The organism is Micromonospora sp. NPDC005237 (assembly GCF_040607775.1).
Lineage (GTDB): Bacteria > Actinomycetota > Actinomycetes > Mycobacteriales > Micromonosporaceae > Micromonospora.
Map to the genome: position 1 here is coordinate 634,970 of NZ_JBEXHJ010000003.1, position 24,311 is coordinate 659,280.

A 24,311-nucleotide genomic window follows, 5' to 3' on the forward strand; every position below is an offset into this window, starting at 1 on the left:
CCGCCCCCCGGGCGGTGATGGACGTCACACGTCTGGTCGAGGCGTGCTGGGACGATGCCGGGCCGTGGGCCGTCCGCAAGCAGGTGCAGAACCAGGTCGGGGCGCTGCGGCTGCGGGAGCAGCTGCTGTGCGATCAGGTCAGCGCTTGGCAGCCGAATTCCGCTTCTTCCTGAGCTTGCGGTCGTCGCGCAGTTCGAGGTACGGCTCGTCGTCGACGGCGTGGCCGGCCGAGATGGCCCGGCCGCGCTCCAACTCCGCGTCGAACTCGGCGCCCAACAGGATCGCGATGTTGCTCAGCCAGAGCCAGACCAGAAAGATGATCACGCCGGCCAGCGCACCGTACGTCTTGTTGTACGAGCCGAAGTTGCTCACGTAGAAGGCGAAGAGACCGGAAATCACGAGCCAGATCACCACAGCGAGCACGCCACCCGGGCTGACCCAGCGGAACCCGCCGTGCCGGGCGTTCGGCGAGGCCCAGTAGAGGATCGCGAACATCAGGCTGACCAGGAGCAGCAGCACCGGCCACTTGGCGACGTCCCAGACCGTGACGGCCGTCGAGCCGAGGCCGACCACGTCCCCGACCACCTCGGCGAGCCGGCCGGTGAAGACCACGATCACCGCGCAGGCCAGCAGGAGCACGCCGATCACCGCCGTCACGCCGACCCGGATCGGCAGCGTCTTCCAGATCGGCCGGCCCTCCGGCACGTCGTAGATCGTGTTCGAGGCGCGCATGAACGCGGCGACGTAGCCCGACGCGGACCAGAACGCCGCCAGCAGACCGATGATCGCCGCGACGCTGGCCAGGCCTCCGCTGTCCCGGGCCTGGTTGATCGCATCCTCGATGATCTTCTGGATGCTCTCGTTGGGCACCGCCTGGTTGACCGTTTCCTTGACGCCCTCGGTGGCGCTGGTGCCCAGCAGGCCGAGGATGGAGATCAGCACCAGCACGCCCGGGAAGATGGACAGCACCCCGTAGTAGGTCAGCGCCGCCGCCCAGTCGGTCAGGCTGTCGTCCTGGAACTCGGTGACCGTGCGGCGCAGCGCGGCCTTCCAGCCGCTGCCGGGCAGATCGGTGGGGCTGTCCGGCCCAGCGTCGGGCCCGACCGGCCCGCTGCGCTCACGGTGGGCGGACGTCTCGTCGGAGGCCATCGCCCCTCCTCTTCGTCGGCGGTGTCGCCCCCAGGACATGCCCCGCGAACAGCGGCTGATAACACCTACGGGTAGAGCAACCTGCCCATCCGGCGCGACGCCACCAGCAGGCCGACCGCCAGCATCGCCAGCAGGTAGAGCACGTCGAGCAGCCAGAGCCAACCCCCGGTGCCGAGCGCGACGCCACGGATCAGGTGCACGGCCCGGTACAGCGGGGTGACCTCGACCAGCCAGTGCAGCAGGGTCGGGTACGCCTGCGCCGGCACGAAGGTGCCGGAGAAGAGGAACAGGGTGAACTGCGCGGACGCCACCAGGTCGAAATCCTGCCAGCTGCGCATGAAGGTGGAGATCGACATGCCGAGCGCCCCGAACGCGAACCCGACCAGCACTGCGGCGGGCAGCGCGGTGAGCGCGTGGACGACGCTGGTCAGATCCAACGCGACCATCACCCCGAGGAACGCGGCCGAGTAGGCGCTGCCTCGCAACATCGCCCAACTCAGCTCACCGAGGGCGATCTCGAACGGCCGTACGGGGGTGGCGATCATCCCGTCGTACAGCTTCATGTACTTCATCTTGCCGAAGAAGTTGAATGTGGTCTCGGCAAGCGCCCCGGTCATCGCGGACGCGGCCAGCATCGCCGGCGCGACGAACGCGGCGTACGACACCAGCCGCCCGTCGGGCAGCGGCAGGTCACCGACCAGCGACCCGACGCCCACGCCGATGGAGAGCAGGTAGAGCAGCGGCTCCACGAAGCCGGAGAGCAGCAGCAGCCAGTAGACCGACTTCAGCGCGGCGAGATTGCGCTCGATGACCGACCCCGACCGCCGGGACGCGGCGGAGACGTCGACCAGCCGGGGCAGGACCAGCGTGACCACGAGATCTCCCTAGACGACGAGCTTGCGGCGGAAGGCGCGCAGCGCCAGCAGCCAACCGACGGCCGCCCACGCAGCCAGGTAGAGCAGGTGCCCGCCGATCGACCACTGCGGGGCGACACCGAGCGTCGCCGCACGACAGAGGTCGACGGCGTGCCACAGCGGAGTCGCGTACGCCAGCCAGCGCAGCGCCTCCGGCAACGACTCGACCGGGAAGAACACGCCGGCGAACAGCGTCATCGGGATGACCGCGAACCGGAACAGCATCGCCAGCCAACTGTCGCTGGACACCACCGCGGCGTACGCGAACGTCGGCGTGGCCCCGGCCAGCCCGAGCAGCGCCACCACCGGCAGGGTGGCCACCGCCCACGGCGACCGCAACGCCCCGAACACCCCGGTGACCAGCAGGAAGGCCGCGATCGTCGTGAGCACCCGGAACAGCACGAAGGCCAGGTGCCCGGCCAGGATGTCGCCCACCCGTAGCGGCGACGCCGTCTGCGCGAAGTAGATCTTGACCCACTGGAAGTTGCTGAACACCGGCCACGTCGAGTCGCCCACGGTCACCTGGAGCGCCGTCGAGGCGATCAGCCCGGGGACCAGCCAGTCGAGGTAGCGCACCCCGTCGACGCCCTGGTCGATGTACGCGCCGACGCCCAGCCCGAAGCCGAGCACGGTCAGCACCGGCAGCAGGAACGACGAGAACACCCCCGCCCGCCAGGTGCGACGAAGATTCACCAGGTAGTGCTCGAACACCGCGTACGCCGGCACCCAGGGCAACCGCGTCCGCTGCGCCACACTCACCATGACCACCCCCCGTCCCCGACCTTCCTACCCCCGGGGTACGACAGGCCGCCGGTCACCCTACGGCGACCCCGTCGACGTGTCGCCCGGGTTTCCGCCGGGTCGCGCGCCACGCCCACGGCCTGCCGGCGGCCTGCCGGCGCGATGATCCACTACAGATCGGCGATGTGGCGCCATCCCGTCGCCCGGACACCGCCGTATCGCCGATCCGGAGTCGATCACATCGCCCGGACAGCGTCGGACCCGACGAACGTGCCCCACGCGTCGGGCGTGAAGACGAGCACCGGGCCAGCCGGATCCTTCGAGTCACGAACGGCCACCAGCCCCGGAAGGTTGTCGGCCACCTCCACGCAGTTACCGCCATCCGGGCCGCTGCGGGTGCTCTTGCGCCACCGGGCGCCGGTCAGCTCCATGTCTCCGCCACTTCCTGCGCTCCCGTCGGATGACTGCTGCTGCGGTAGTGCCTCATGGCAGATCAACTCGGGTTCCTGGAAACCGGGGTATCCCGGTCCCGCGGACACCCCGGTTTTCAGGAAGCCGAGTTGACCTTGGGACTGGGCAGGCCCAGGCGGTCGGACCGCGCGACCGCCGAGGGATTTACCGGGCCGGGGACCTACCGGACACCGGCACCGAGCCCGACGAACGCGCGCCACGCCTCGGGCTCGAAGACGAGCACCGGGCCAGCCGGATCCTTCGAGTCACGAACGGCCACCACCCCCGACAGATTCTCCGCAACCTCCACACAGTTGCCGCCGCTGCCGTTGCTGCGACTGCTCTTGCGCCACCGGGCGCCGGTCAGCTCCATGTCTCCGCCATTTCCACGATCAGTTCGAGGGACTGCTGCTGCGATAGTGCCTCACCCCGGATCGACTCCCACACCTCGACCATCTGCCGCACGTACTCGGCGCGGTCGATGACCTGCCCGTGGCGCTGCCCGTCCAGGTAGACCACATCTTCACCGGTCGCGGTGGTGGCGATCACGAAGGGGCCATCGAGCCCAGCGTAAGCACCGGCGGACAGCGGCACTACTTGGATTCTGACCCGGGGCAGGGCCGAGCCGAGCTTCGCCAGGTGCCGCAACTGCTCGCTCATCACCTCCGGCTCGCCGACGCTGCGGCGCAGCGCGTACTCGTCGACGACCACACTCAGCAGCGGTGGCCGGTCCCGGGTGAGCACGGCCTGCCGGTCGAGCCGGGCTGTCACCTGCTGCTCGACCTCATCCGCCGCGAAGAGCCCGGCACCGGCCAGGATGGCGCGGGCGTAGCCCTCGGTCTGCAACAAGCCCGGCAGGTAGAGCGGCTCGAACGAACGCAGCGCGGTGGTCTCCTGCTCGATGCCCGCCCAGTCGCGGAACCACGGCACCACGGCCTCGCGGCTGATCCGCCGCTGGATGCGCTCGAAGCGCCCGTCGGCAGTGAACACGGCGTCGCACCGGCGCGCGAAGTCCAGACTCGGCCGGCGCTCGGAGGTCTCCACCTTGGCGACCAGTGCCCCGGAGTAGCTCAGCGCCTCCGCCAGCGTCGCCTGGGACATGCCACTGGCAGCCCGGGCCAGCCGTAGCTCCTCGGCGAAATGCTCCAGCATGGACGAACTCTCCACGGACACCCTCCGTACATCCTCGTACCGTGCCGGGCCGATCACCGTACGCGCTGGTCGTCGGCGCGCGGAACCTCCCACGGTAGTCGCGTCCTCAGCAGACTGTCACGCAGCGGGACCGCTCACGGGATCGGACGGCGGGCGGAACCAGGCCGGGGCGCCCCGTGACCCCCGATCCGGGGCGCTCCCATCCATCGAGCACGCCGGTCCACGAGAAAGGGAGGCTCCGATGCCCCGCTACCGCTCGCACGTGGCGGCGCGACCGTCGTGGCGCTGCCGGGTCTGCGGTGCCGCGTGGCCCTGCTCCCCGGCTCGCCTGGCACTGCTCGGCGAGTACCGCGAGAACCGGACCGGCCTGCTCATCTACCTCGCGACGCTGCTCGACGAGGCGACCGGAGACCTCCCCGGCACCGACCAACTACGCGACCGCTTCCTCACCTGGGCAAGAGCCCGATGAACGACACCTAGAGCAGATCTTGGACAGTTTCCGTTAGCAGCTAACGGAAACTGTCCAAGATCTGCGAAGCGAGCGGCGGCACGGGCTCAGTCGACCAGGGTGCGGCCGGTCAGGTGCAGGAAGACGTCCTCCAGGCCGCTGCGCCGCACCAGGACGTTGGCCGGGTTGAGCCCCAGCGCGCCGACCTCGGCGACCGCCGCGTCGCCGTCGGGCACGTAGAGCAGGACGCGGTCGGGCAGCACCTCGACCCGCTCCCCCACACCGTCGAGCTTGCCGGCGAACGGCTCCTGCGACTCGGCGGCGAAGCGCAGCTCGACCACCTCGCGGGTGGAGTGCTCCTCGATCAGCGCCCGGGGTGAGCCCTCGGCGACGATCCGCCCGCCGTCCATCACCACCAGCCGGTCGCAGAGCTGCTCGGCCTCATCCATGTAGTGCGTGGTGAGCACCAGCGTCACGCCCTGCTGCTTGAGCCGGAACAGTCGCTCCCACACCAGGTGCCGCGCCTGCGGGTCGAGCCCGGTGGTCGGCTCGTCGAGCAGCACGATCTCCGGGTCGTTGACCAGGGCGCGGGCGATGGTCAACCGGCGCTTCATCCCACCGGAGAGCGGCTCGACCTTACTGTCGGCCCGCTCGGTGAGCTGGACGAAGTCGAGCAGCTCGGCGGCCCGTTCCCGGGCGACCCGGCGCGAGATGCCGAAGTAGCGGGCGTACACCGTGAGGTTTTCCCGGACGCTCAGCTCCGGGTCGAGATTGTCCATCTGCGGGCACACGCCGAGCCGGGCCCGGATCGCCGGCCCGTCGCGGACCGGATCCAGGTCGAGGATGCGCAGCTCACCGCCGCTCGGCGGAGAGATGCAGCCGACCATTCGCATGGTGGAGGACTTGCCGGCGCCGTTGGGCCCGAGGAAACCGAACGCCTCACCCGAACGCACCTCGACGTCGATGCCGTCGACGGCGGTGAAGTCACCGAACCGCTTCACCAGCCCACGAGCCTGAATCAGTGGTCGCCCCGAAGTCACCGCCCGACCCTAGCGGCCGGATCCGACAGCTTTCCACGGAAATTCGGGCCCAGCGTGCAGATCCGGCATGCGAAAGGCCGCGGCACGGGCCGTGCATACCCCGAGGAGACACAAACACTCTTCGCTGCCCCACCCACCAGCCAATCGACGTGTATCGTCCGATTGTGTCGCCCATCCGTTCGCCCGACGGTTCGTCGCCACCCTCACGACCAGCCAACTCTCCCGTCAGTGAGCCCGGCCCGGCCGGAAACGGGTCGCCACCTCGCCCCAGAGCGCCCCACGCCAGCTCAGCCGACACCAGCACGCCCGAAGGCACCGATTCGGCCGAGCGGCTCGGCGATGATGCTCGGGCCGTTGACGAGCGCGCCACCCGGGAGCTGGCCGCCCAGTTCGAGGACGAGAAGCCGGGCCGGGTGCTGTCCGGGCCGGCCGGCCTACTCTTCACCGCAGCGGCGCTGGCGGTCGGCCTTCTCGCCCTGTGGCAGGTCTTCCGCCCTCTGGCGCAGGGCAGCAAATACTATTTGATCATCTTCCTGGCGGGCATGCTGCCGCCGGTCTTCCTGGTCCACCCGGCGGGCCTGCGAATGCCGGCCTGGCGGCGGCGCAGAAGCGACAGCGACAGCGACGGCAGCGCTCTGGCGCGGCCCACCGCCGTGGACTGGGCACTGGCCGTCCTGGCGGTGGCCGCCTGCCTCTACCCCGTCCTACCGATCCCCCTGGGTACGGGTGGCGGCGGTTACAACGCCTTCCTCGACCGGCAGGGTCTGCTGGCACCCCCGGATCTGGTGCTGGGCACCATCCTGCTGCTCCTGCTGCTCGAAGCGTGCCGGCGCACCACCGGGTGGATCCTGCCCGCGGTCTGCCTGCTGTTCCTCGGCTACGGCTACTACGGCGGGCTGCTGCCGCAGTCCTTTCCGGTAGCCCACGCCGGGCTCGACTTCAGCCAACTGGTCGACGCGTTCTACAACTCCGACAGCGGCTTCTACGGCACCCCGCTGGACGTGGCGGCCTCGTACATCGTGCTGTTCACCATCTACGGCGCGGTTCTGGAACTGTCCGGGGCGGGGCGGTTCTTCGTCGAGCTGTCGGCGGCGGCGTTCCGCCGCTCGCGCACCGCCGCCGGGCGTACGGCGGTGGCCTCCGGCTTCCTGCTCGGCACCGTCTCCGGGTCCGGGGCCGCCACGACGGTGAGCATCGGGGCGGTCACCTGGCCGCTGCTGCGCCGTGCCGGCTACCCGGCCGAGCGCGCGGGCGGCATGCTGGCCGCCGCCGGTGTGGGCGCGATTCTCTCCCCGCCCACCCTGGGCGCGGCGGCGTTCATCATCGCCGAGTATCTGGGCGTCTCGTACCTGCAGGTGCTGAGCTGGGCAACCGTGCCGACCGTGCTCTACTACCTCGGCATCCTGCTCTCCGTGGAGATCGACGCCCGCCGCTCGGGCGTACGCCCGGTGGTGATCGACGTCGGCTCTCCGTGGCGCCTGCTGGCCCGGTTCGGCTACCACTTCGCCTCGCTGATCGCCATCGTCGTGTTCCTCGCCGTCGGCATGTCCGCGACGAGGGCGGTCGTCTTCGCCACCCTCCTGGCCGCCGCGCTCTCCTTCCTGGACCGTACGCACCGGCTCACGCCACCCCGGCTGATGACCGCGCTCGTCACCGGGGTGCGCGGCGCGCTCGCGGTGACCGCCGTCTGCGCCGCCGCCGGCATCATCACGGCGACCACCACCAAGACCGGCCTCGGGCCGCAGGCGGCGGCGCTGCTGGTCGGCGGGGCCAAGGCGGCCACCTCCAACCCGACTGTCGTGCTGGCGCTCACCGCGCTGCTCGCTGCCGTCGCACTGAGCCTGCTGGGCCTGGCCGTGCCGGTCACCGCCTCGTTCGTGATCGGTTGGGTGATCGTCGGCCCGGCCCTGCTCGACCTGGGCGTGACAGCGCCCGCCGCGGCGATGTTCGTCTTCTACTTCGCGGTCCTGTCCGAGGTGTCCCCGCCCACCGCGCTCGCGGCAGTGGCCGCCGCCGCCGTCACCGGCGGCCGGTTGGTGCCGACCATGTGGCAGACCCTGCGCTACGCCCTGCCGGCCTACCTGATCCCGATCGCGTTCGTGATCACGCCGGCCGGCCTCGGTCTGCTGGGCATCGGCGGCGTGCCGCGGATCGCCTTCGCCGCCGTGGTGACGGCGCTCAGCGTGTCCGTGCTGGCCGTCGCCGCCGGTGGCTGGCTGCCCGGCGTGGGTCCCGCCGGCGCCCCGGAACGCGTGCTCGGCGCCCTCGCCGGCGTCACCCTGCTCTGGCTCGAACCCGTGCCGGTCGCGGTCGGCGTGGCGCTGGCCGCCATCGCCGCAGCGGGAGTGCTCGTCCGACGCGGATCCACGGGCCGACCGCGAACACCAACAGAGGAGAAACTGTGCGACGAATCGACGTACGACTCGCGGCGGGCCTGAGCGTGCTCGCCCTCGTCACGACCGCGGGCTGCGGTGGCCAGCAGGGCGGCGCCGCCGAGGACGACACGTCCAGCGCGGTCACCTGCGAGGTGGCCCGGGAGACCCGGGTCGGCATCGCCACCGGTAACGCGACAGGCGTCTACTACCCGATCGGCAACGCCCTGGCCGGGCAGTTGTCCGGGTCGACCGGCGGCAAGCTCACCGGCACCGCCGCCGAGACCGGCGCCTCGGTCCAGAACGTCGAGCAGTTGGTCGGCGGCCAGTACGACGTGGCGTTCTCGCTGTTCGACACGGCGGTCAACGCGGTCGAGGGCAAGGGCAGCTTCTCCGCGCCGCAGCCGGTGCAGGCGTTGGCCCGCCTCTACGACAACTACACCCAGGTGGTGGTCCGTAAGGACTCGGGAATCACCTCGGTGGCCGGCATGCGCGGCAAGCGGATCTCCACGGGCTCCCCGAAGTCCGGCACCGAGGTGATGGCGAACCGGCTGCTGGAGGCCGCCGGACTCGACCCGGCCAAGGACGTTCAGGCCCAGCGGCTCGACCTGACCAAGACGGTCGAGGGAATGAAGGACGGCAGCATCGACGGCTTCTTCTGGTCCGGCGGTCTGCCCACCGGCGGCCTGACCGACCTGTTCACCACCGCCGGCGACACCGTGCGGTTCGTCGACATCGCGGCCCTGCTGCCGAAGCTGACCGCGCTGAGCCCCGGCTACCAGGCCGGCACGATCGGTCGGGACGTGTACCGGACGGCGACCGACACCCCGACCATCGTCGTACCCAACGTGCTGCTGGTCCGCGAGGATCTGGACGCCAACGTCGCCTGCGCGATCACCCGGACGGTGTTCGACAAGCGCGACGTCCTGGCCCAGGCCAACCCGGCGGCCAAGGGGATCTCGCTGGAGAAGGCCCGCAGGACCCTGCCGGTGCCGCTGCACCGCGGCGCCGAGAAGGCGCTGAACGACCTCGGAGCGAAGTGACGGCCGGTCAGCCGTCGGCCGGCGCGGTGGCGGCGCGGGCCGCGGCGACCAGCCGGTCGGTCTCGGCGAGCAGGGCCGCGTCGTCCGCCGGTGCGCCGGGATCGAGGCGGACCGTCCAGGTCAGACCGTCCACGCCGGCCACCCGCCGGGCCGCGACCCGGGCCGCGCCGCCGGGCACCGGCTGGTGTTCGGTGTACGCGACGGAGCGCGTCACCCGTGCCCGCACCTGGTGCGGCAGCTCACCCGGGTCGAGCAGCAGGTACGTCTCGGCTGGGCCGTCGGCGACCACGGTGTAGCCGTCGCGCTCGACGACCGTCTCGGCGGGCGTGACGGTCAGCTCCCGACCGGACCAGACCGCCTTGAGCACGTCGTGCCAGCCGATGCGGTGCCCCCGGCCGGGCAGCCACAGCCCGAGGTTGCTGGCCACGACGACCCCGTCGCCCTCGCCGTTGCCCGCCGCCGACCAGGCGAGCACCCGCTCGTCGGCGGCCAACGGTGGCCGGTCGGCCGGCGGCAGCTTCGGCTTGCGGCTGAACAGTCCCATCTAGAGCCCTCCCGCGGCCTGCTCGCGCAACGCCCGGGCATGCTGCTCCAGCGACAGCAGTTCGCCGAAGGCGGCGAAGTACTCGTCCTTGTTGTTGACCGGGTTGATCCGCTGGATGCGCGACTTGAGGTCGCGGATGCGGGCCGTCACCGACCCGAACTGCACCCGGGCCATGGTGATCGACACGTAGCGTGGGTCCGCTTCACCGTCGATCCGCAGCGGCTCGACGGCCAACTCGCCGACCAGCGCCGCCGAGGCCAGGTCGTCACAGGCGTCACGGACCTTCTCGATCCAGACGGCGCCGCCGGTCGCCGACGCGGCCCCACCGGCCGCCGCGACAGCAGCCCGCACGGCGACGTGCACCGGGTTGCGGTATTCCGTCGCCTCGACCGCGTCGAACATCGGCCCGGCCAGCACCGGCTGTTGCAGGGCGAGCTTCAACGCCTCGCGCTCGACCATCGACTGTGGGCTGTCCACCGCCGGTTCGGGGCGGGACGGGGCGGATCGCGGGGCGGGTGCGGCGTCCCGGCCGCCGGGCGGCGGGGTGTTGGCGGCGGCGAGCACCGCCCGCTGCACCGGCTCGATCTCCATGCCGAGGTCCATGGCGAGCTTGCGGACGTACTCCGGGCGTTTTTCCCGGTCTTTCAGCTGCGCGACCAGCGGCGCGGCCCGGCGCATCGCCTCGACCCGGCCGTCGACGGTGTCCAGGTCGAAGCGGCTGATCTCGTGGCGCAGCGCGAAGTCGACCAGGGGCTCGCGCCGAGCGACCAGGTCGCGGACCGCCAGGTCGCCCTTGGCCAACCGCAGGTCGCACGGGTCCATGTTGTCGGGGCTGACCGCGATGAAGGTCCGGCCCACGAAGCGCTGGTCGTCGGAGAAGGCACGCAGCGCCGCCTTCTGCCCGGCGGCGTCCCCGTCGAAGGTGAAGATGATCTCGCCGGCCACCGAGTCGGTGTCCAGCAGGAGCCGGCGCAGCACCCCGATGTGGTCCGCGCCGAACGCGGTGCCGCAGGTCGCCACCGCAGTCGTCACCCCGGCCAGGTGGCAGGCCATCACGTCGGTGTAACCCTCGACGATCACCGCCCGGCCCTGCTTGGCGATCTCCCGCTTGGCCTGGTCGATGCCGTAGAGCACGTGCGACTTCTTGTAGATCGGCGTCTCGGGGGTGTTCAGGTACTTCGGGCCGTCGTCGTCGTCGAAGAGCTTGCGCGCTCCGAAGCCGATCACGTCGCCGGCGAGGTCCCGGATCGGCCACAGCAGCCGGCGTCGGAACCGGTCGATCAGCGTGCCCGAGCGGGACTCCCGGGACAGCCCGGCGGTGACCAGCTCCTGATGGGTGAAGCCCTGCTGGCGCAGGTGCTTGGTGAGCAGGTCCCAGCCATCCGGCGCGAACCCGCACCCGTAGCGCTCGGCGGCGGCCCGGTCGAAGCCCCGTTTGGCCAGGAACTCCCGGGCCGGCCGCGCCCCGGCGGTGCTGAGTTGCGCCCGGTAGAAATCGACCGCGGCGGCGTGCGCGGCGACCAGGCGCTGCCGTTGGCCCTGCTGCGGGCGGGGACGCGGGGTGCTCCGGTCGTCCTCGACGTAGCGCAGCTGGATGCCGGCACGCCCGGCCAGCCGCTCAACCGACTCGACGAAGCTGAGGTGCTCCGCGTCCATCAGGAACTTGATCGCGTCGCCGCCGGCCCCGCAGCCGAAGCAGTACCAGACGTTGCGGGCCGGCGAGACGTTGAACGACGGGCTCTTCTCGTCGTGGAACGGGCACAGGCCCTTGAGGTTGCCGCCGCCGGCGGACTTCAGGGTGACCGTCTCGGAGATCACATCCCCGATCGAGGTGCGTTCCCGGACCAGTGCGATGTCCTCGTCCCGGATCCGCCCAGCCATGCGCCACCCCCTCGGCGTACATCCTGCCCTGCCGGGCCGACGACACGCCGGCCGGGGGACACCGGTGTGGCGGGGGCCGCCGTCGGGCTCACCCGTTCCGGCCCGGCCGCCGGGACCGCGCGGGGACCATGACCAGATGCGCAGGGTACGCGGTGACGGCGCCCGCCGGCGAAGCCGGATCCTCGGGCGGCTGGGGCTGCGTGGCGTGGCGCCCGCCCAGGACGAGGCCGGCCACCGGCATGCCACCTGGCTCGAACTCTTCCTCGACCTCATCTTCGTGTACGCGCTGGCGGCCGTCGTACGTCGGCTCGGCGACGACCCGACCCCGGCGCCGACGGCCGTGCTGGCCGTGATCGGGCTGTTTCTGGTGGTGCAGTGGTGCTGGCTGGGGCAGGTCTTCTACGACAACCGGTTCGACCCGGACGACGCGCCGCACCGGCTGCTGGTGCTGGTCGCCCTGGTCGGCGCCGGCGCGATGACGCTCGGCGTCGACGAGGTGCCGGAGAGCGTGCTGCTTCCGGTGGGATACCTGGTCGTGCGGGGTGTGCTGCTCCTGCTGTATCTACGGGCCCGACCGACCAGCCCGATGGCCCGGACGGTGACCACGATCTACCTGCTCGGCTTCGGGACGGGCTGGCTCATCTGGCTGGCCTCACTGGTCGCCCCCACCGGGTCGCGCCCGACGCTGTGGATCATCGCGATGGTCGTCGAGCTGGCCACCCCCTGGGTCGGCCGACGCTGGCTGAACGACTGGCCGGTGGACAACCGGCACCTGCCGGAACGCATCGGCCAGTTCACGATCATCGTGTTGGGCAGCGCGATGGCCAACCTGCTCTTCGCGGTGCCGGATCACCCTCCACCGCACATGATCCTAACGGCCGGGCTGGCCTTCCTCATACCGGCGGCCGTCTGGTGGGCGTACACCGCCTTCGTCACCACCCGGGTGCTGCAGAGCCGACTGCGCGGCGGGCAGGCGTACGGCTACCTGCACTTTCCGCTCGGCGGTGCGTTGTTGCTGCTGGGCTGGGCCCTCGGCCAGGTGGTCCGACTCGTCGACGACAACGTGCGCCACCTGCCGCTCGAACTGCGACTGGTGCTGGCCGCCTCCGTGATCGCCTGGACGTTGTGTGGGCTGGCCCTGTCCTGGTTGTGGTGCCGGCCGAGCGCGGGCCGGCTGGCGATCACCGGGTACGGGATCGTCTCGGTCGGCGTGGTCACCACCTGGGTGCACGAACCGAAGCTGATGCTGCTGTTGCTCGCGGTGGCGATCGTCGGGTACGCCGTGCTGCTCAGCCGGGCCCTCGGCAAGCTCGACGAGGACCCGGCAGTCGGCGCCTGACGCTCAGGCCGCGGCCGGCTCCTCCGCGGCGACCTGCCGGTTCCAGTCCGCCTTGGTGGAGCGCCAGCCCTCGTCGTCCATGCCGCGCCGCCAGTAGCCGGAGATGGAGAGACGGTCGGCGGGCACGCCCCGCTCGCCGCGCAGCAGCCGGCGCAGCTCCCGGACGAACGTCGCCTCGCCGTGCACGAAGGCGTGCACGGAACCGGGCGGGAACTCCAGCTCCCGCACCGCCGCCACCAGGGCGTCGCCCACCGGGCGGTCACCCCGGTGCAGCCAGGTCAGCTCCACGGCGCCGGGGCTGAGCAACTGCTGCTCCTCCGCCGGGTCGGCGATCTCGACGAGGACCCGGGCCGGAGCGCCCAACGGCAGCCGTTCCAGGGCGGCGGCGATCGCCGGCAGGGCGCTCTCGTCGCCGACCAGGAGGTGCCAGTCCGCGTCCGGGTCCGGCGCGTACGCCCCGCCGGGGCCGACGAAGTGCACCGGGTCACCCGGGCGCAGCGCCGCGGCCCACGGGCCGGCCAGCCCCTCGTCGCCGTGGTGCACCACGTCCACGGTCAGCTCCCCGGCCAGCGGGTCCCACCGCCGCACGGTGTACGCGCGCAGCCGGGGCCACTGCTCCCGGGGCAGGTCCCGGCGGATCGCGGCGAGGTCCAGCGGCTGCGGGTACGCGACGCCGGGCGCCGGAAAGACCAGCTTGATGTAGTGGTCGGTGAACTCGCCCACCGGCAGGCCGGTCAGCTCGTCCCCACCGAGGACGAGTCGGATCAGGTGCGGGGTGGGTCGCTCGGTGCGCAGCACCTGGACCGAGGTGACGTTCCTTGGGCGTTCCGTCATGCACTTAGGTTAGCCTAAGTTGCTGCGGTCGCCTCCGGCGGTGCGCCGCCGCCGACCAGACGGGTGTGCCAGCTCATCGCCGCCGGGTCGGTGAGCGAGGCGATCTGGTCGATCACCACGCGCAGCCGGGCGGCGTCGTCCGGCGCGGCCCGCCACAGCGGGGCGAACACCGGATCGAGCCCGTCCGGGGCTCGTCCGACCAGCGCCGCCGCCAGCTCGGCCAGCATCGCCCGCTGCCGCTCGTAGCGACCCCGGAAGCCGGTGCGCCGCATCACGTAGCGCAGGGCGATGCCCTTGAGCAGCGCGCACTGGGCCCGGACCCGTCTCGGCACCACCAGATCGGCGGCGTAGCGGCGGTGCGGCCCGGGGCCGTACCGCTCCTCGGTGGCCGCCACCGCCGCCGACACGAACCGACCGGTCAGGCCGCTCGTGGTGGCCTTCAGCGCGACCTGGGCGCGGTGGCTGCCGTCGTAGCCGACGAGGGGGGCGAGCAGCGGGTCAGCCAGCAGCTCGACCAGCACCTCGGCCAGGTCGGCCGGAGACTCCCCGGAGTAGGCGGCGGCCACGTCGGCGCAGAGCGCGGCCCGCTCGTCGGCGTCCGCGAGCAGCGGGCGCAGCGCGACGTACCCGCCGTGGATGCCGTCCTCCACGTCGTGCACCGAGTACGCGACATCGTCGGCCCAGTCCATCACCTGCGCCTCCAGGCAGCGCCGGTCGCCGGGCGCACCGGCCCGGATCCAGCCGAAGACCGCCGCGTCGTCGGCGTACACCCCGAACTTGCGCTGCCCGTCGCGGCGCGGCCAGGGGTACTTGCCGATAGCGTCGAGCGACGCCCGGGTGAGGTTCAGCCCGGCCGACGAACCGTCCGGGGCGAGCACCTTCGCCTCCAGCCGGGTCAGCACCCGCAGCGTCTGCGCGTTGCCCTCGAAGCCGCCGCAGGGCGCGGCGAGCAGGTCCAGCGCCGCCTCGCCGTTGTGCCCGAACGGCGGGTGCCCGAGGTCGTGGGCGAGCCCGGCGACGTCCACCACGTCCGGGTCGCAGCCCAGCCGGGCGCCCATCTCCCGGGCGATCTGGGCCACCTCCAGCGAGTGGGTCAGCCGGGTCCGCAGGAAGTCGTCGGTGCCGGCGGTGTGCACCTGGGTCTTGGTGGCCAGCCGGCGAAACGCCGCGGAGTGCAGCACCCGGGCCCGGTCACGCTCGTACGGCGACCGGCGGTGGCCGGTGTCCTTGGGCGGCTCCTGGACCAGCCGGGCGTCCGATGGGTTCACTTTTGGCGCAGAACGCAGAACTCGTTGCCCTCCGGGTCGGACAGGACCGTCCAGTCGACGTCACCCTGGCCGATGTCGACGTGCCGGGCGCCCATGTCGACCAGACGCTCAACCTCGGCCTCCTGGTCGGCCGGGCGGAGGTCGAGATGCAACCGGTTCTTGCGCTCCTTGCCGTCGGTCACCGGCACGAAGACCAGCCCGGGAAGGCGGTCGGCGGACTGGCGGATCTCCACCTCGTCCGGTCTCTCGGTGACGACCTGGTATCCGAGCGCCTCGGCCCACCAGCGGGCCAGTCGGGCCGGATCGCGGGCATCGATGGTCAGGTTCTCCCAGACGCTGGTCATACAACCACCTTTCCCGTCGACGGCGGACACAGTCGGCCGTGTGAGCGAGCCAAGGTTACGCCCGCCGATGCCGCTCGGCCTGCCCGCGACGCAGCACCGGCGCGCGCGCAACCGCCGATCGGTCCCCAGTTGTGGACCGATCGCCCTGGGTTACGGGCTCGCGGGCGGAAGTGGCCACCGGTAGCGTTCCCAGCGCGGAAAGTGACCAACCGACCGAGACGCGGAGCCGACCGCTAGGGAGACGCTCGTGGATGCAGACACGGTGGTGGGAACGGAACTGCTCGGGCTGCGTCGACGCCGGCCCGAGGTCGCCGGTGCCGTGCTGGCCGGCACCGACGGGCTGCTCATCTCCAGCGACCTGCCGAGCACCGACGCCACCCACCTCGCCGCGCTCGCCGCGGCCAGCTACGGGCTCGGTCACCGGGTCGCCGACACGGTCCGGCGGGGCGAGTTCCGCGAGTCGGTGGTGTGCACCACCGACGGCTGCGTGGTCACCTACCCGGCCGGGCGCAGCGCCCTGCTGACACTGGTCACCGGGTCGGCGGCGAAGGATCTGGAGGGGCTGCACGAGGAGGCCCGGGTGGTGGCGCACCGGGCCGGCCGTGTGCTGGACACCCGGGGCGGCGGGATCGGCGCCACGGCGGTACCCGACGCGCACGCGCCGCTGGCCGTGCGTACCCCGATGGCGACCCTGCCGACGCAGCTGCGCCGCTCGGCCCGACCCACCTGGCGTCGCCCGCCGATCTGAGCGCCAGCGGCGGGCCGGTCCGCCGCCGATCTGAGCGCGCTGGCGGCGGCCCGGTCGTCCGGGCCGCCGCCGGCGTCCGCGTCAGCGGCTGTCCGACCCGTCGGTCTCCACGGCCGCCCGGCCAGCCTCCAGGCGAGCCACCGGCACCCGGAACGGCGAGCAGGACACGTAGTCCAGGCCGACCTCGTGGAAGAAGTGCACCGAGTCGGGGTCCCCGCCGTGCTCGCCGCAGATGCCGAGCTTCAGCCCGGGCCGGGCGGCCCGGCCCTCCTCGGCGGCGATCCGGATCAGTCGGCCGACCCCGTCTCGGTCGATCGACTCGAACGGCGAGATGCCGAAGATGCCCAGTTCCAGGTAGCGCCAGAAGAACGCGCCCTCGACGTCGTCCCGGGAGAAGCCCCAGGCCATCTGGGTCAGGTCGTTGGTGCCGAAGGAGAAGAACTCCGCGGCCTCGGCGATCTGCCCGGCGGTCAGCGCCGCCCGGGGCACCTCGATCATGGTGCCGATCAGCACCTCGACTCCGCTGTCACCGACCACCTCGGCGATGATCTTCTCGGCCTCGGCGCGTACCGTCTCCAGCTCCTGCACGGCTCCGACGAGCGGCACCATGATCTCCGGCTTGGCCACCCGGCCCTCCCGGGCGCAGGTCACCGCCGCCTCCGCGATGGCCCGGACCTGCATCGCGAACAGGCCGGGGATGACCAGGCCGAGGCGGACGCCGCGCAGCCCGAGCATCGGGTTCTCCTCGTGCATCCGCCGGACGGCGGCGAGCAACGCCTCCTCCTTGGCCACGTCCTCGCCGCGTTCCTGCGCGACCGCCACGTTGACGGCGAGCTGCTCCAACGGCGGCAGGAACTCGTGCAGCGGCGGGTCGATCAGCCGGACGGTGACCGGCAGCCCGTCCATCTCGTGGAAGATCTGCACGAAGTCGGCCCGCTGCAACGGCAGAAGCGCCTCCAGCGCGGCCTCCCGCTCGTCCGCGGCGCGCGCCAGGATCAGCCGCTCGACCAGCTCCCGCCGGTCGCCGAGGAACATGTGCTCGGTGCGGCACAGCCCGATGCCCTCGGCGCCGAAGCGCCGGGCACGGGCGGCGTCCGCGCCGGTGTCGGCGTTCGTGCGGACCGCCAGCCGCCGCCTGCCGTCGGCGTGCGTCATGATCCGGTGTACGGCCCGGACGAGCGCGTTGTCGATGTGCTCGGGGTCGAGGCTGCCCTCGAAGTACTGCACGACCTCCGACGGCATGACCGGCACCTCACCGAGGTACACCTTGCCGGTGGTGCCGTCGATGGAGACGACGTCGCCCTCGCTGACGGTCCGCCCGGCCACGGTGAACCGCTTCGCCGGCACGTTCACGTCGATCGCGTCGGCGCCGGAGACGCAGGTCTTGCCCATTCCCCGGGCCACCACGGCGGCGTGGCTGGTCTTGCCGCCGCGCGAGGTGAGAATGCCCTTGGCGGCGATCATGCCGTTCAGGTCGTCCGGGTTGGTCTCCCGGCGGACCAGGATCACCGACTTGCCCTCGGCCGCCAGCTCGACGGCCCGCGCGGAGGTGAAGACCACCGTGCCGGACGCCGCGCCCGGTGAGGCGCCGATGCCCGTGGCGACCGCCTCGAACTCGTGGTCGAGCTGGAAGCGGGGGAACATGAGCTGGGCGAGCTGTGCGCCGTTGACCCGGTGCAGCGCCTCGTCCAGGTCGATCAGGCCCTCGTCGATGAGCTGCCCGGCGATGACGAACGCGGCGGCGGCGGTGCGCTTGCCGACCCGGGTCTGCAACATCCACAGCTTGCCGCGCTCGATGGTGAACTCGATGTCGCAGAGATCCCGGTAGTGCTCCTCCAGCCGGGCCATGAACGAGAGCAACTCGTCGTAGGACTTCTTGTCGAGCTGCTCCAGCTCCTGCAACGGCACGGTGTTGCGGATGCCGGCGACCACGTCCTCGCCCTGCGCGTTGGCCAGGTAGTCGCCGTAGATGCCCTGCGCGCCGCTGCCCGGGTCGCGGGTGAAGGCGACGCCGGTGCCCGAGTCGGGGCCGAGGTTGCCGAAGACCATGGTCACCACGTTGACCGCGGTGCCGAGATCGGCCGGGATGCGCTCCTGGCGGCGGTAGAGCACCGCGCGCTCGGCGTTCCACGACTCGAAGACCGCCCGGATGGCCAGGTCGAGCTGTTCCCGCGGCTGCTGCGGGAACTCCCGGCCGGTGTGCTTGGCGAAGATCTTCTTGTACGCGTCGACCAGCCCGCGCAGGTCGTCCGCGTCCAGGTCCAGGTCGTTGTGCGTACCCTTGGCGCTCTTGGCCTCGTCGAGGGCGTGCTCGAACTCCTCGCCCGGCACCTCGCAGACGGTCTTGCCGAACATCTGGATCAGCCGGCGGTAGGAGTCCCAGGCGAACCTGTCGTTGCCCCCCGCCTGCGCGGAGAGCCCGACCACGCTCTGGTCGTTGAGGCCGACGTTGAGGACGGTCTCCATCATGCCGGGCATGGAGAACTTGGCCCCGGAGCGGACCGACACCAGCAGCGGGTCCCCCGGGTCGCCGAGGCGCTTGCCCATCGCCCGTTCCAGCGCCTCCAGGTGCGCCTCGATCTGACCCGCGAGGCCGTCCGGCTCCCGCCCGGTCGCGAGGTACGCCTGGCAGGCCTCGGTCGTGATGGTGAAGCCGGGCGGGACGGGCAGACCGAGGTTGGTCATCTCGGCGAGGTTGGCCCCCTTGCCGCCGAGCAGGTCCTTGAGATCCTTGTTGCCCTCGGAGAAGTCGTAGACGTACTTGTGTTCGTCGGTCTCTTGCGCTGCCACCAGAGCCTCCCACGCGCGCCGGATTGACACTTAACGAAGGTTCAGGGCGAAGGTTAAGCGAAGATCGGGTGGCCTGGGACCGTTCGGTGACAATAGGCACAGCCATCACGACTATCCGCGTTCGTACGGGTTTTTGGGAACGCTTCCACGCGCACGATCACGCATCTCCGCCGGTCCTCGTATTCTTGACGGCACTGGTTCTGTCGAAACTCGCTTTTGCCATATCCGACGCGAATAACCCCTCCGGAGCCGTCGTCGTGTCATCCCTTCCGCTCTCCTCCCCCGCCCCCGAGCCGACCCCGACGGCCACCGTCGCCGACTCGGCCGCAGTGCCCGCGCACCAGCCGGAGGCCGGCGACCTGGCTGTGCTCGCCGCGCGGGCGGCCGGCGACGACCTGCTCGCCCCTGCGGTACGCCTCGACAGCGTCGTACCGGCACCGGAACGGGTCGAACCGGATCCCACCGCGTCCTTCGTGCTCACCGGGGACACGGCCATCCGGGTCACCGCCCACCCGGGCGCCCGCGCGGTGGCCGACCACCTCGCCGAGCTGCTCCGACCGGCAACCGGGTTCCTCCTGCCGGTCGCCGACACCCGTGCGGTCGGGCCGACCGGCACGCTGACGCTCACCCTGGCCGCCACGCCCGCCAGCCCGGCCCCCGCTGTCGAGCGACCGACCACCGACCTCGGAGCGGAGGGCTACCGGCTCGACGTGACAGGCGCCGAGGTACGCCTCGTCGCCGACACCGCAACCGGTCTCTTCTACGGCGTACAGACGCTCCGGCAGCTACTCCCCGCCGCCGTGGAGAGCCCGACGCCGGTGACCACGCGCTGGGCGCTGCCCGGCGGCACGATCGTGGACCGGCCCCGCTTCCCCTACCGGGGCGCGATGCTCGACGTGGCGCGACACTTCTTCGCCGTCGAGGACGTCCTGCGGGTTATCGACCACCTCGCCCGCTACAAGCTCAACCACCTGCACCTGCACCTCACCGACGACCAGGGGTGGCGCATCACCGTCGACTCCTGGCCAAAGCTGACCACCGTCGGCGGGGCGAGCGAGGTCGGCGGCGGCCCCGGCGGGCACTACACCAAGGCCGACTACCGGCGGATCGTCTCCCACGCGGCCGCCCGGCACGTCACGCTGGTCCCGGAGATCGACCTGCCCGGCCACACCAACGCGGCGCTCGTCGCCTACCCCCAGCTCGCACCGGACAAGCTCGCGCCGCCGCCGTACACCGGCACCGAGGTCGGCTTCAGCTACGTCGACCCGGCCGACGAGCAGACGTACGACTTCATCGCCGACGTGCTCGGCGAGGTGGCCGCCCTCACCCCCGGGCCGTGGCTGCACATCGGCGGCGACGAGGCGTTCAAGGTCAAGGGTGCGGTCTACACCGATTTCGTGGAGAGGGCGCAGCGGATCGTCGCCGACACCGGCAAGACCGTGGTGGGCTGGCACCAGCTCGCCCCGGCCGCACACCTCGACGGGCGGGTCCTGCAGTGGTGGGGCACCGACGCCGACGATCCCACCACGGCCGACGCGGTCCGGCGGGGCGCCCGGCTGATCCTCTCCCCCGGCAACCACGCCTACCTGGACATGAAGTACGCCGAGGACACCCCGATTGGGCACGACTGGGCCGGCCTCATCGACGTACGTCGGGCGTACGACTGGGATCCGGGCACGCACGTCGCCGGCGTGCCCACCACGGCCGTCCTGGGCGTGGAGGCCCCGCTGTGGACCGAATCGGTCACCTCGCTCACCGACATCGAGTTCATGCTGTTTCCCCGGTTGCCCGCCATCGCCGAGCTCGGCTGGTCACCCCGGGCCGCGCACGACTGGGCCGGATTCCGCGAGCGCCTGGCCGGGCACGGGCCACGCTGGTCCACCGCCGGGATCACCTTCCACCGCTCCCCCGAGATCCCCTGGCCGGCGACGCCCACGGTCCCCCGGCAACACCGCGCACCCCAGAACGACCCGACAACCCCCTGAAGGCGCGGCACACCGCGAGGTCGCCCTCAGCGGCGTGCCGCCCCACCGACGGACACCGTGCACGCACGTCTCGGCGGGGCATGATCGTGCTCGATCCCGGACGTAGTGGCCTCGCCCGCGTGGTGAGGGGCCTGTTTCCAGGATCGAGCACGATCATCCGGTGGCGGTGGGGCCGCCTGGAGGTGATCCACTCGGGTTCGGTGATGTCGGGGTGTCCCGGGCGCCCGGATACCCCGACTTCGCCGAAGTCGAGTTGATCACCACCGGTGGTGGCGGATGTCCGTTTCCGATGGATGGTTTGGGGTGGATTCGGCATCGCCGTCCCGTGGTCGGTGCCACCCTGGCGGCGGAATCGCGGACCCGGCGGGGTCGTTATACCTGGCATGCCGCCGCGAGCCTCGGGCTTCGGTGGCGCGGCAGCCGCCGGGAACACCCGCTTGGTCGCCGCGGTTACATCCCCGCACGGCCGAGCAGCACCATTGGCCCGGCCCGTGTGACAGCCGCCGGGAACACCCCGCCGGCCGCCACGGTTACACCCCCGCACGGCGATTGGCCGGCTCGTGTGGCGGCCGTCGGGAACACCCGCCTGGCCGCCGCGGTTATATCCCCGCACGGCCGAGCAGCACCACTGGCCGGCCCGTGTGACAGCCGCCGGGAACACCCGCCTGGCCGCCGCGGTTACATCCCCGCACGGCCGAGCACCACTGGCCGGCGTCGTCCGGAATGCGGAATGACTCGCTGCCCCGGGCCGTTGCACCACCCTCCGGGACATCCCCGTGCAGGCCCCCTGCTGGGTCGCCGGGTCAGGTCCCCCGTGAACTTTCCCGCTCGGCGTTTTTGTGTGTCGTTGCGTTTCCCCCGATGCAGAGGAGCACGCCATCATGCGTACCGATCTGATTCGTAAGACCGCTCTGACCGCTGCTGGCCTCGCCTTCACCGGCGGCGCCATCGCCGGCCCCGTCACCACCGCCTACGCGGCGTCGGAGGCCAAGCCCGCGTCGCAGACCCAGGCCGACCGCAAGCCTTCGGGTGAGCGTCAGCTGGGCGTGCGCTACGAAGCCCAGCCCAACTTCTACTACTGCGGCCCCGCCGCTGCCCGTAACGCTCTGAGCGTGCAGGGCAAGGACATCAGCGTGGACGCCATGGCCAAGGAGATGGGCACCACCGAGGCCGGCACCAACAGCATCAACGACATCACGCCGGTGTTGAACAAGGAGACCGGTAAGGCCGACGCGTACCGCAGCGTCGAGATCAGCAAGCCCGACGCCGACGCCAAGCAGACCGATCAGCTGCGCGCCGACATCGTCAAGACCGTCGACAACGGTCGGGCCGTGGTGGCGAACATCGCCGGCACCAGCACCGACACCGACGGCAACACCCACTCGTTCGAGGGCGGGCACTACATCAGCGTCGTGGGTTACCGCGACAACGGCACCATCGTACGGATCGCCGACTCGGCCGACCCGAACACCGCCTCCTACGAGGTCACCGTCGAGCACCTCGCCGACTGGATCGCCACCCGCGGCTACGCCACCAGCTGACCGCACCCCGCACAACCGCACCCAGCACACAACCGAAAGGGCCGGACCCCACCACGGGGCCCGGCCCTTTCGGCATGCCGTCAGCCGGCAGCGAGGCAGGCACGAAGCGCGCCTCCGCCCCCGGGCCGAGTGGCCCGACAAGGGCCGGACCCCACCACACGGGCCCGGCCCTTTCGGCATGCCGTCAGCCGGCAGCGAGGCAGGCACGAAGCGCGGCCTCCGCCCCCCGCCCCCGCGCCGAGTGGCCCGGTTCTTCAGCCCACCTGCCCAAGACATGAGCAGATCTTGGACAGTTTCCGTTATCGGCTAACGGAAACTGTCCAAGATCTGTGCGTTCAGGCTGCGGCGGCGCGGTCGGAGACGGGTTCGGAGACGGGGTGAGGCGGCCCCTTGGCCGCTCCGAGCCACATCAGCGTCGGCGTTGGCGTTGGCACGCACGACCGGCGGCTCTGGCGCATGGTCCGCCGGGGCCTCGGTAGGCCACCCGCGCGCCATGGCGCACACAGCCGGTTGCGGGTCAGCCGCCGGAGTCGTCCATCTCGGCGCCCTCGGGGACGGTGTCGTCGTCCCGGCTGGCCAGCCAGCCGTCCGGGAGGAAGACCTTGCCCGGCGAGTTGGTACGCCCGCGCGGCTGACCCAGGGCGGCCACCGGGAACGGCTCCGCCGGGTCGAGCTTGCCGAGCAGGTCGTCGAGCTGGGCCAGGCTCTCGATCATCGCCAGCGAACGGCGCAGCTCGCCGCCCACGGGGAAGCCCTTCAGGTACCAGGCGACGTGCTTGCGGAAGTCGGTGCAGCCGTCCCGCTCACCCCGGGCCGGGTTGCGGGCGCCCGCCACGAACTGGTCGACGAGCAGCTCGGCGTGCCGGCGCATGGTCACCGCCACCTCGCCGAGGCTGGGCAGACGCCGTTCGGGCCGGCCGTTGAAGGCGGCCTCCAGGTCGGCGAAGAGCCACGGCCGGCCGAGGCAGCCCCGGCCGACCACCACGCCGTCGACCCCGGTGTGGGCGACCATCCGCAGCGCGTCGTCGGCCTCCCAGATGTCGCCGTTGCCGAGGACCGGCACGTCGAGGGCCTGCTTCAAGGTGGCGATCGCGTCCCAGTCGGCGGTGCCCGAGTAGCGCTGGGCGGCCGTCCGCCCATGCAGGGCCACCGCGGCGACGCCGGCGTCCTGGGCGGCGAGCCCCGCTTCGACGTACGTCAGGTGGTCGTCATCGATGCCCTTGCGCATCTTCACGGTGACCGGCACCCCGGAGGGTGCGGCGGCGTCCACCGCGGCCCGCACCAGGCGGGCGAAGAGCCGGCGTCGCCACGGGAGCGCCGCGCCGCCGCCCCGCCGGGTGACCTTGGGGACCGGGCAGCCGAAGTTGAGGTCGATGTGGTCGGCCAGGTTGCGCTCGACGACGATCCGCACGGCGGCGGCGGTGACCTCCGGGTCGGTGCCGTAGAGCTGGAGGCTGCGCGGCTGTTCGTCGTCGCCGAACGCGATCATGCGGAGCGTCTTCGGGTTGCGCTCGACCAGCGCACGGGTCGTGATCATCTCGCAGACGTAGATGCCGCCGCCCTGCTCGCGGCAGAGCCGGCGGAACCCGACGTTCGTGATCCCGGCCATCGGCGCGAGCACCACCGGCGGCGACACCTGGTACGGCCCGAGGGCCAACGGGCGCAGCGCGGGAACGGTCGAGGCGGTCACCGCACAAGTGTACGGGGCCCCGACCGGCGCTTTCCGCG

The 24,311-nt window shown here is 71.7% G+C and carries 21 protein-coding genes and 1 pseudogene; 8 read left to right on the forward strand and 14 right to left on the reverse strand.

The window, feature by feature from the left end:
- Nucleotides 1–17 precede the first annotated feature (17 nt).
- A complete protein-coding gene (locus ABZT87_RS11770; RefSeq protein WP_355135276.1) occupies nt 18–173 on the forward strand; it encodes a hypothetical protein in 156 nt (51 codons plus the stop codon).
- Here the strand turns inward: ABZT87_RS11770 and ABZT87_RS11775 are convergent.
- From ABZT87_RS11775 to ABZT87_RS11800, 6 genes are all read right to left on the reverse strand, one after another.
- A complete protein-coding gene (locus ABZT87_RS11775) occupies nt 139–1,149 on the reverse strand; it encodes a YihY/virulence factor BrkB family protein (protein ID WP_354854612.1) in 1,011 nt (336 codons plus the stop codon). The genes ABZT87_RS11770 and ABZT87_RS11775 overlap by 35 nt on opposite strands.
- A 65-nt stretch (nt 1,150–1,214) precedes the next feature.
- On the reverse strand, nt 1,215–2,024 hold the full coding sequence (locus tag ABZT87_RS11780; protein WP_355135278.1) for an ABC transporter permease: 810 nt from the start codon (nt 2,022–2,024) through the stop codon (nt 1,215–1,217).
- Between the two features lie 9 nt (nt 2,025–2,033).
- Complete coding sequence (locus ABZT87_RS11785) at nt 2,034–2,825, reverse strand: ABC transporter permease (RefSeq protein WP_355135406.1); 792 nt, start codon at nt 2,823–2,825, stop codon at nt 2,034–2,036.
- Between the two features lie 215 nt (nt 2,826–3,040).
- The gene (locus tag ABZT87_RS11790) at nt 3,041–3,235 is read right to left on the reverse strand and encodes a DUF397 domain-containing protein (protein ID WP_354854616.1); all 195 of its coding nucleotides are present in this window, start codon (nt 3,233–3,235) and stop codon (nt 3,041–3,043) included.
- A 200-nt stretch (nt 3,236–3,435) separates the two neighbouring features.
- Complete coding sequence (locus ABZT87_RS11795) at nt 3,436–3,627, reverse strand: DUF397 domain-containing protein (protein ID WP_354854618.1); 192 nt, start codon at nt 3,625–3,627, stop codon at nt 3,436–3,438.
- Nucleotides 3,618–4,421, reverse strand: coding sequence for a helix-turn-helix transcriptional regulator (locus ABZT87_RS11800; protein ID WP_354854620.1), 804 nt, complete (start codon nt 4,419–4,421; stop codon nt 3,618–3,620). The genes ABZT87_RS11795 and ABZT87_RS11800 overlap by 10 nt, the downstream gene beginning before the upstream one ends.
- Before the next feature lie 226 nt (nt 4,422–4,647).
- Between ABZT87_RS11800 and ABZT87_RS11805 the strand changes: the two genes are divergently transcribed.
- Nucleotides 4,648–4,875 carry a flavin reductase gene (locus ABZT87_RS11805; protein ID WP_354854621.1) on the forward strand — a complete coding sequence of 76 codons (228 nt, stop codon included), beginning with the start codon at nt 4,648–4,650 and terminating at the stop codon, nt 4,873–4,875.
- An 86-nt stretch (nt 4,876–4,961) separates the two neighbouring features.
- On the opposite strand, the gene ABZT87_RS11810 is transcribed toward ABZT87_RS11805, so the two are convergent.
- The gene (locus ABZT87_RS11810; protein WP_354854623.1) at nt 4,962–5,894 is read right to left on the reverse strand and encodes an ABC transporter ATP-binding protein; all 933 of its coding nucleotides are present in this window, start codon (nt 5,892–5,894) and stop codon (nt 4,962–4,964) included.
- Between the two features lie 413 nt (nt 5,895–6,307).
- Here ABZT87_RS11810 and ABZT87_RS11815 point away from each other — a divergent pair, with 413 nt between their 5' ends.
- Together ABZT87_RS11815 and ABZT87_RS11820 are read left to right on the forward strand one after the other, a co-directional pair.
- Nucleotides 6,308–8,332, forward strand: a complete 2,025-nt coding sequence (locus ABZT87_RS11815; RefSeq protein WP_355135280.1) for a TRAP transporter fused permease subunit — start codon at nt 6,308–6,310, stop codon at nt 8,330–8,332.
- Nucleotides 8,296–9,309, forward strand: coding sequence for a TAXI family TRAP transporter solute-binding subunit (locus ABZT87_RS11820; protein ID WP_355135282.1), 1,014 nt, complete (start codon nt 8,296–8,298; stop codon nt 9,307–9,309). The genes ABZT87_RS11815 and ABZT87_RS11820 overlap by 37 nt, the downstream gene beginning before the upstream one ends.
- Before the next feature lie 7 nt (nt 9,310–9,316).
- Here ABZT87_RS11820 and ABZT87_RS11825 read toward each other — a convergent pair whose 3' ends face one another.
- A complete protein-coding gene (locus tag ABZT87_RS11825; protein WP_355135284.1) occupies nt 9,317–9,853 on the reverse strand; it encodes a hypothetical protein in 537 nt (178 codons plus the stop codon).
- Nucleotides 9,854–11,756, reverse strand: a pseudogene (dnaG, locus tag ABZT87_RS11830) (DNA primase). It abuts the gene before it with no gap.
- Between the two features lie 114 nt (nt 11,757–11,870).
- Between dnaG and ABZT87_RS11835 the strand changes: the two are divergent.
- Nucleotides 11,871–13,073, forward strand: a complete 1,203-nt coding sequence (locus ABZT87_RS11835; protein ID WP_355135286.1) for a low temperature requirement protein A — start codon at nt 11,871–11,873, stop codon at nt 13,071–13,073.
- A 3-nt stretch (nt 13,074–13,076) separates the two neighbouring features.
- Here ABZT87_RS11835 and ABZT87_RS11840 read toward each other — a convergent pair whose 3' ends face one another.
- From ABZT87_RS11840 to ABZT87_RS11850, 3 genes are read right to left on the reverse strand one after another with little or no spacing between them, the layout of a single operon-like run.
- Nucleotides 13,077–13,907, reverse strand: a complete 831-nt coding sequence (locus ABZT87_RS11840) for a siderophore-interacting protein (RefSeq protein WP_355064066.1) — start codon at nt 13,905–13,907, stop codon at nt 13,077–13,079.
- A gap of 14 nt (nt 13,908–13,921) precedes the next feature.
- On the reverse strand, nt 13,922–15,175 hold the full coding sequence (locus ABZT87_RS11845) for a deoxyguanosinetriphosphate triphosphohydrolase (RefSeq protein WP_355135288.1): 1,254 nt from the start codon (nt 15,173–15,175) through the stop codon (nt 13,922–13,924).
- Nucleotides 15,172–15,519: a VOC family protein gene (locus ABZT87_RS11850; protein ID WP_354854637.1), complete on the reverse strand. Its 348-nt coding sequence runs from the start codon at nt 15,517–15,519 to the stop codon at nt 15,172–15,174. Before ABZT87_RS11850 ends, ABZT87_RS11845 begins: the two co-directional genes overlap by 4 nt.
- Before the next feature lie 247 nt (nt 15,520–15,766).
- Between ABZT87_RS11850 and ABZT87_RS11855 the strand changes: the two genes are divergently transcribed.
- Complete coding sequence (locus tag ABZT87_RS11855) at nt 15,767–16,267, forward strand: roadblock/LC7 domain-containing protein (protein ID WP_355135290.1); 501 nt, start codon at nt 15,767–15,769, stop codon at nt 16,265–16,267.
- Between the two features lie 81 nt (nt 16,268–16,348).
- Here ABZT87_RS11855 and ppdK read toward each other — a convergent pair whose 3' ends face one another.
- Nucleotides 16,349–19,057 carry a pyruvate, phosphate dikinase gene (gene ppdK, locus ABZT87_RS11860; protein ID WP_355135292.1) on the reverse strand — a complete coding sequence of 903 codons (2,709 nt, stop codon included), beginning with the start codon at nt 19,055–19,057 and terminating at the stop codon, nt 16,349–16,351.
- A gap of 257 nt (nt 19,058–19,314) precedes the next feature.
- Here ppdK and ABZT87_RS11865 point away from each other — a divergent pair, with 257 nt between their 5' ends.
- Nucleotides 19,315–21,042, forward strand: coding sequence for a beta-N-acetylhexosaminidase (locus tag ABZT87_RS11865; RefSeq protein WP_355135294.1), 1,728 nt, complete (start codon nt 19,315–19,317; stop codon nt 21,040–21,042).
- 881 nt (nt 21,043–21,923) lie between these two features.
- The gene (locus ABZT87_RS11870) at nt 21,924–22,583 is read left to right on the forward strand and encodes a C39 family peptidase (protein WP_355135296.1); all 660 of its coding nucleotides are present in this window, start codon (nt 21,924–21,926) and stop codon (nt 22,581–22,583) included.
- 517 nt (nt 22,584–23,100) lie between these two features.
- Here ABZT87_RS11870 and dusB read toward each other — a convergent pair.
- A complete protein-coding gene (gene dusB / locus ABZT87_RS11875) occupies nt 23,101–24,273 on the reverse strand; it encodes a tRNA dihydrouridine synthase DusB (protein ID WP_355067077.1) in 1,173 nt (390 codons plus the stop codon).
- Between the last annotated feature and the right edge of the window lie 38 nt (nt 24,274–24,311).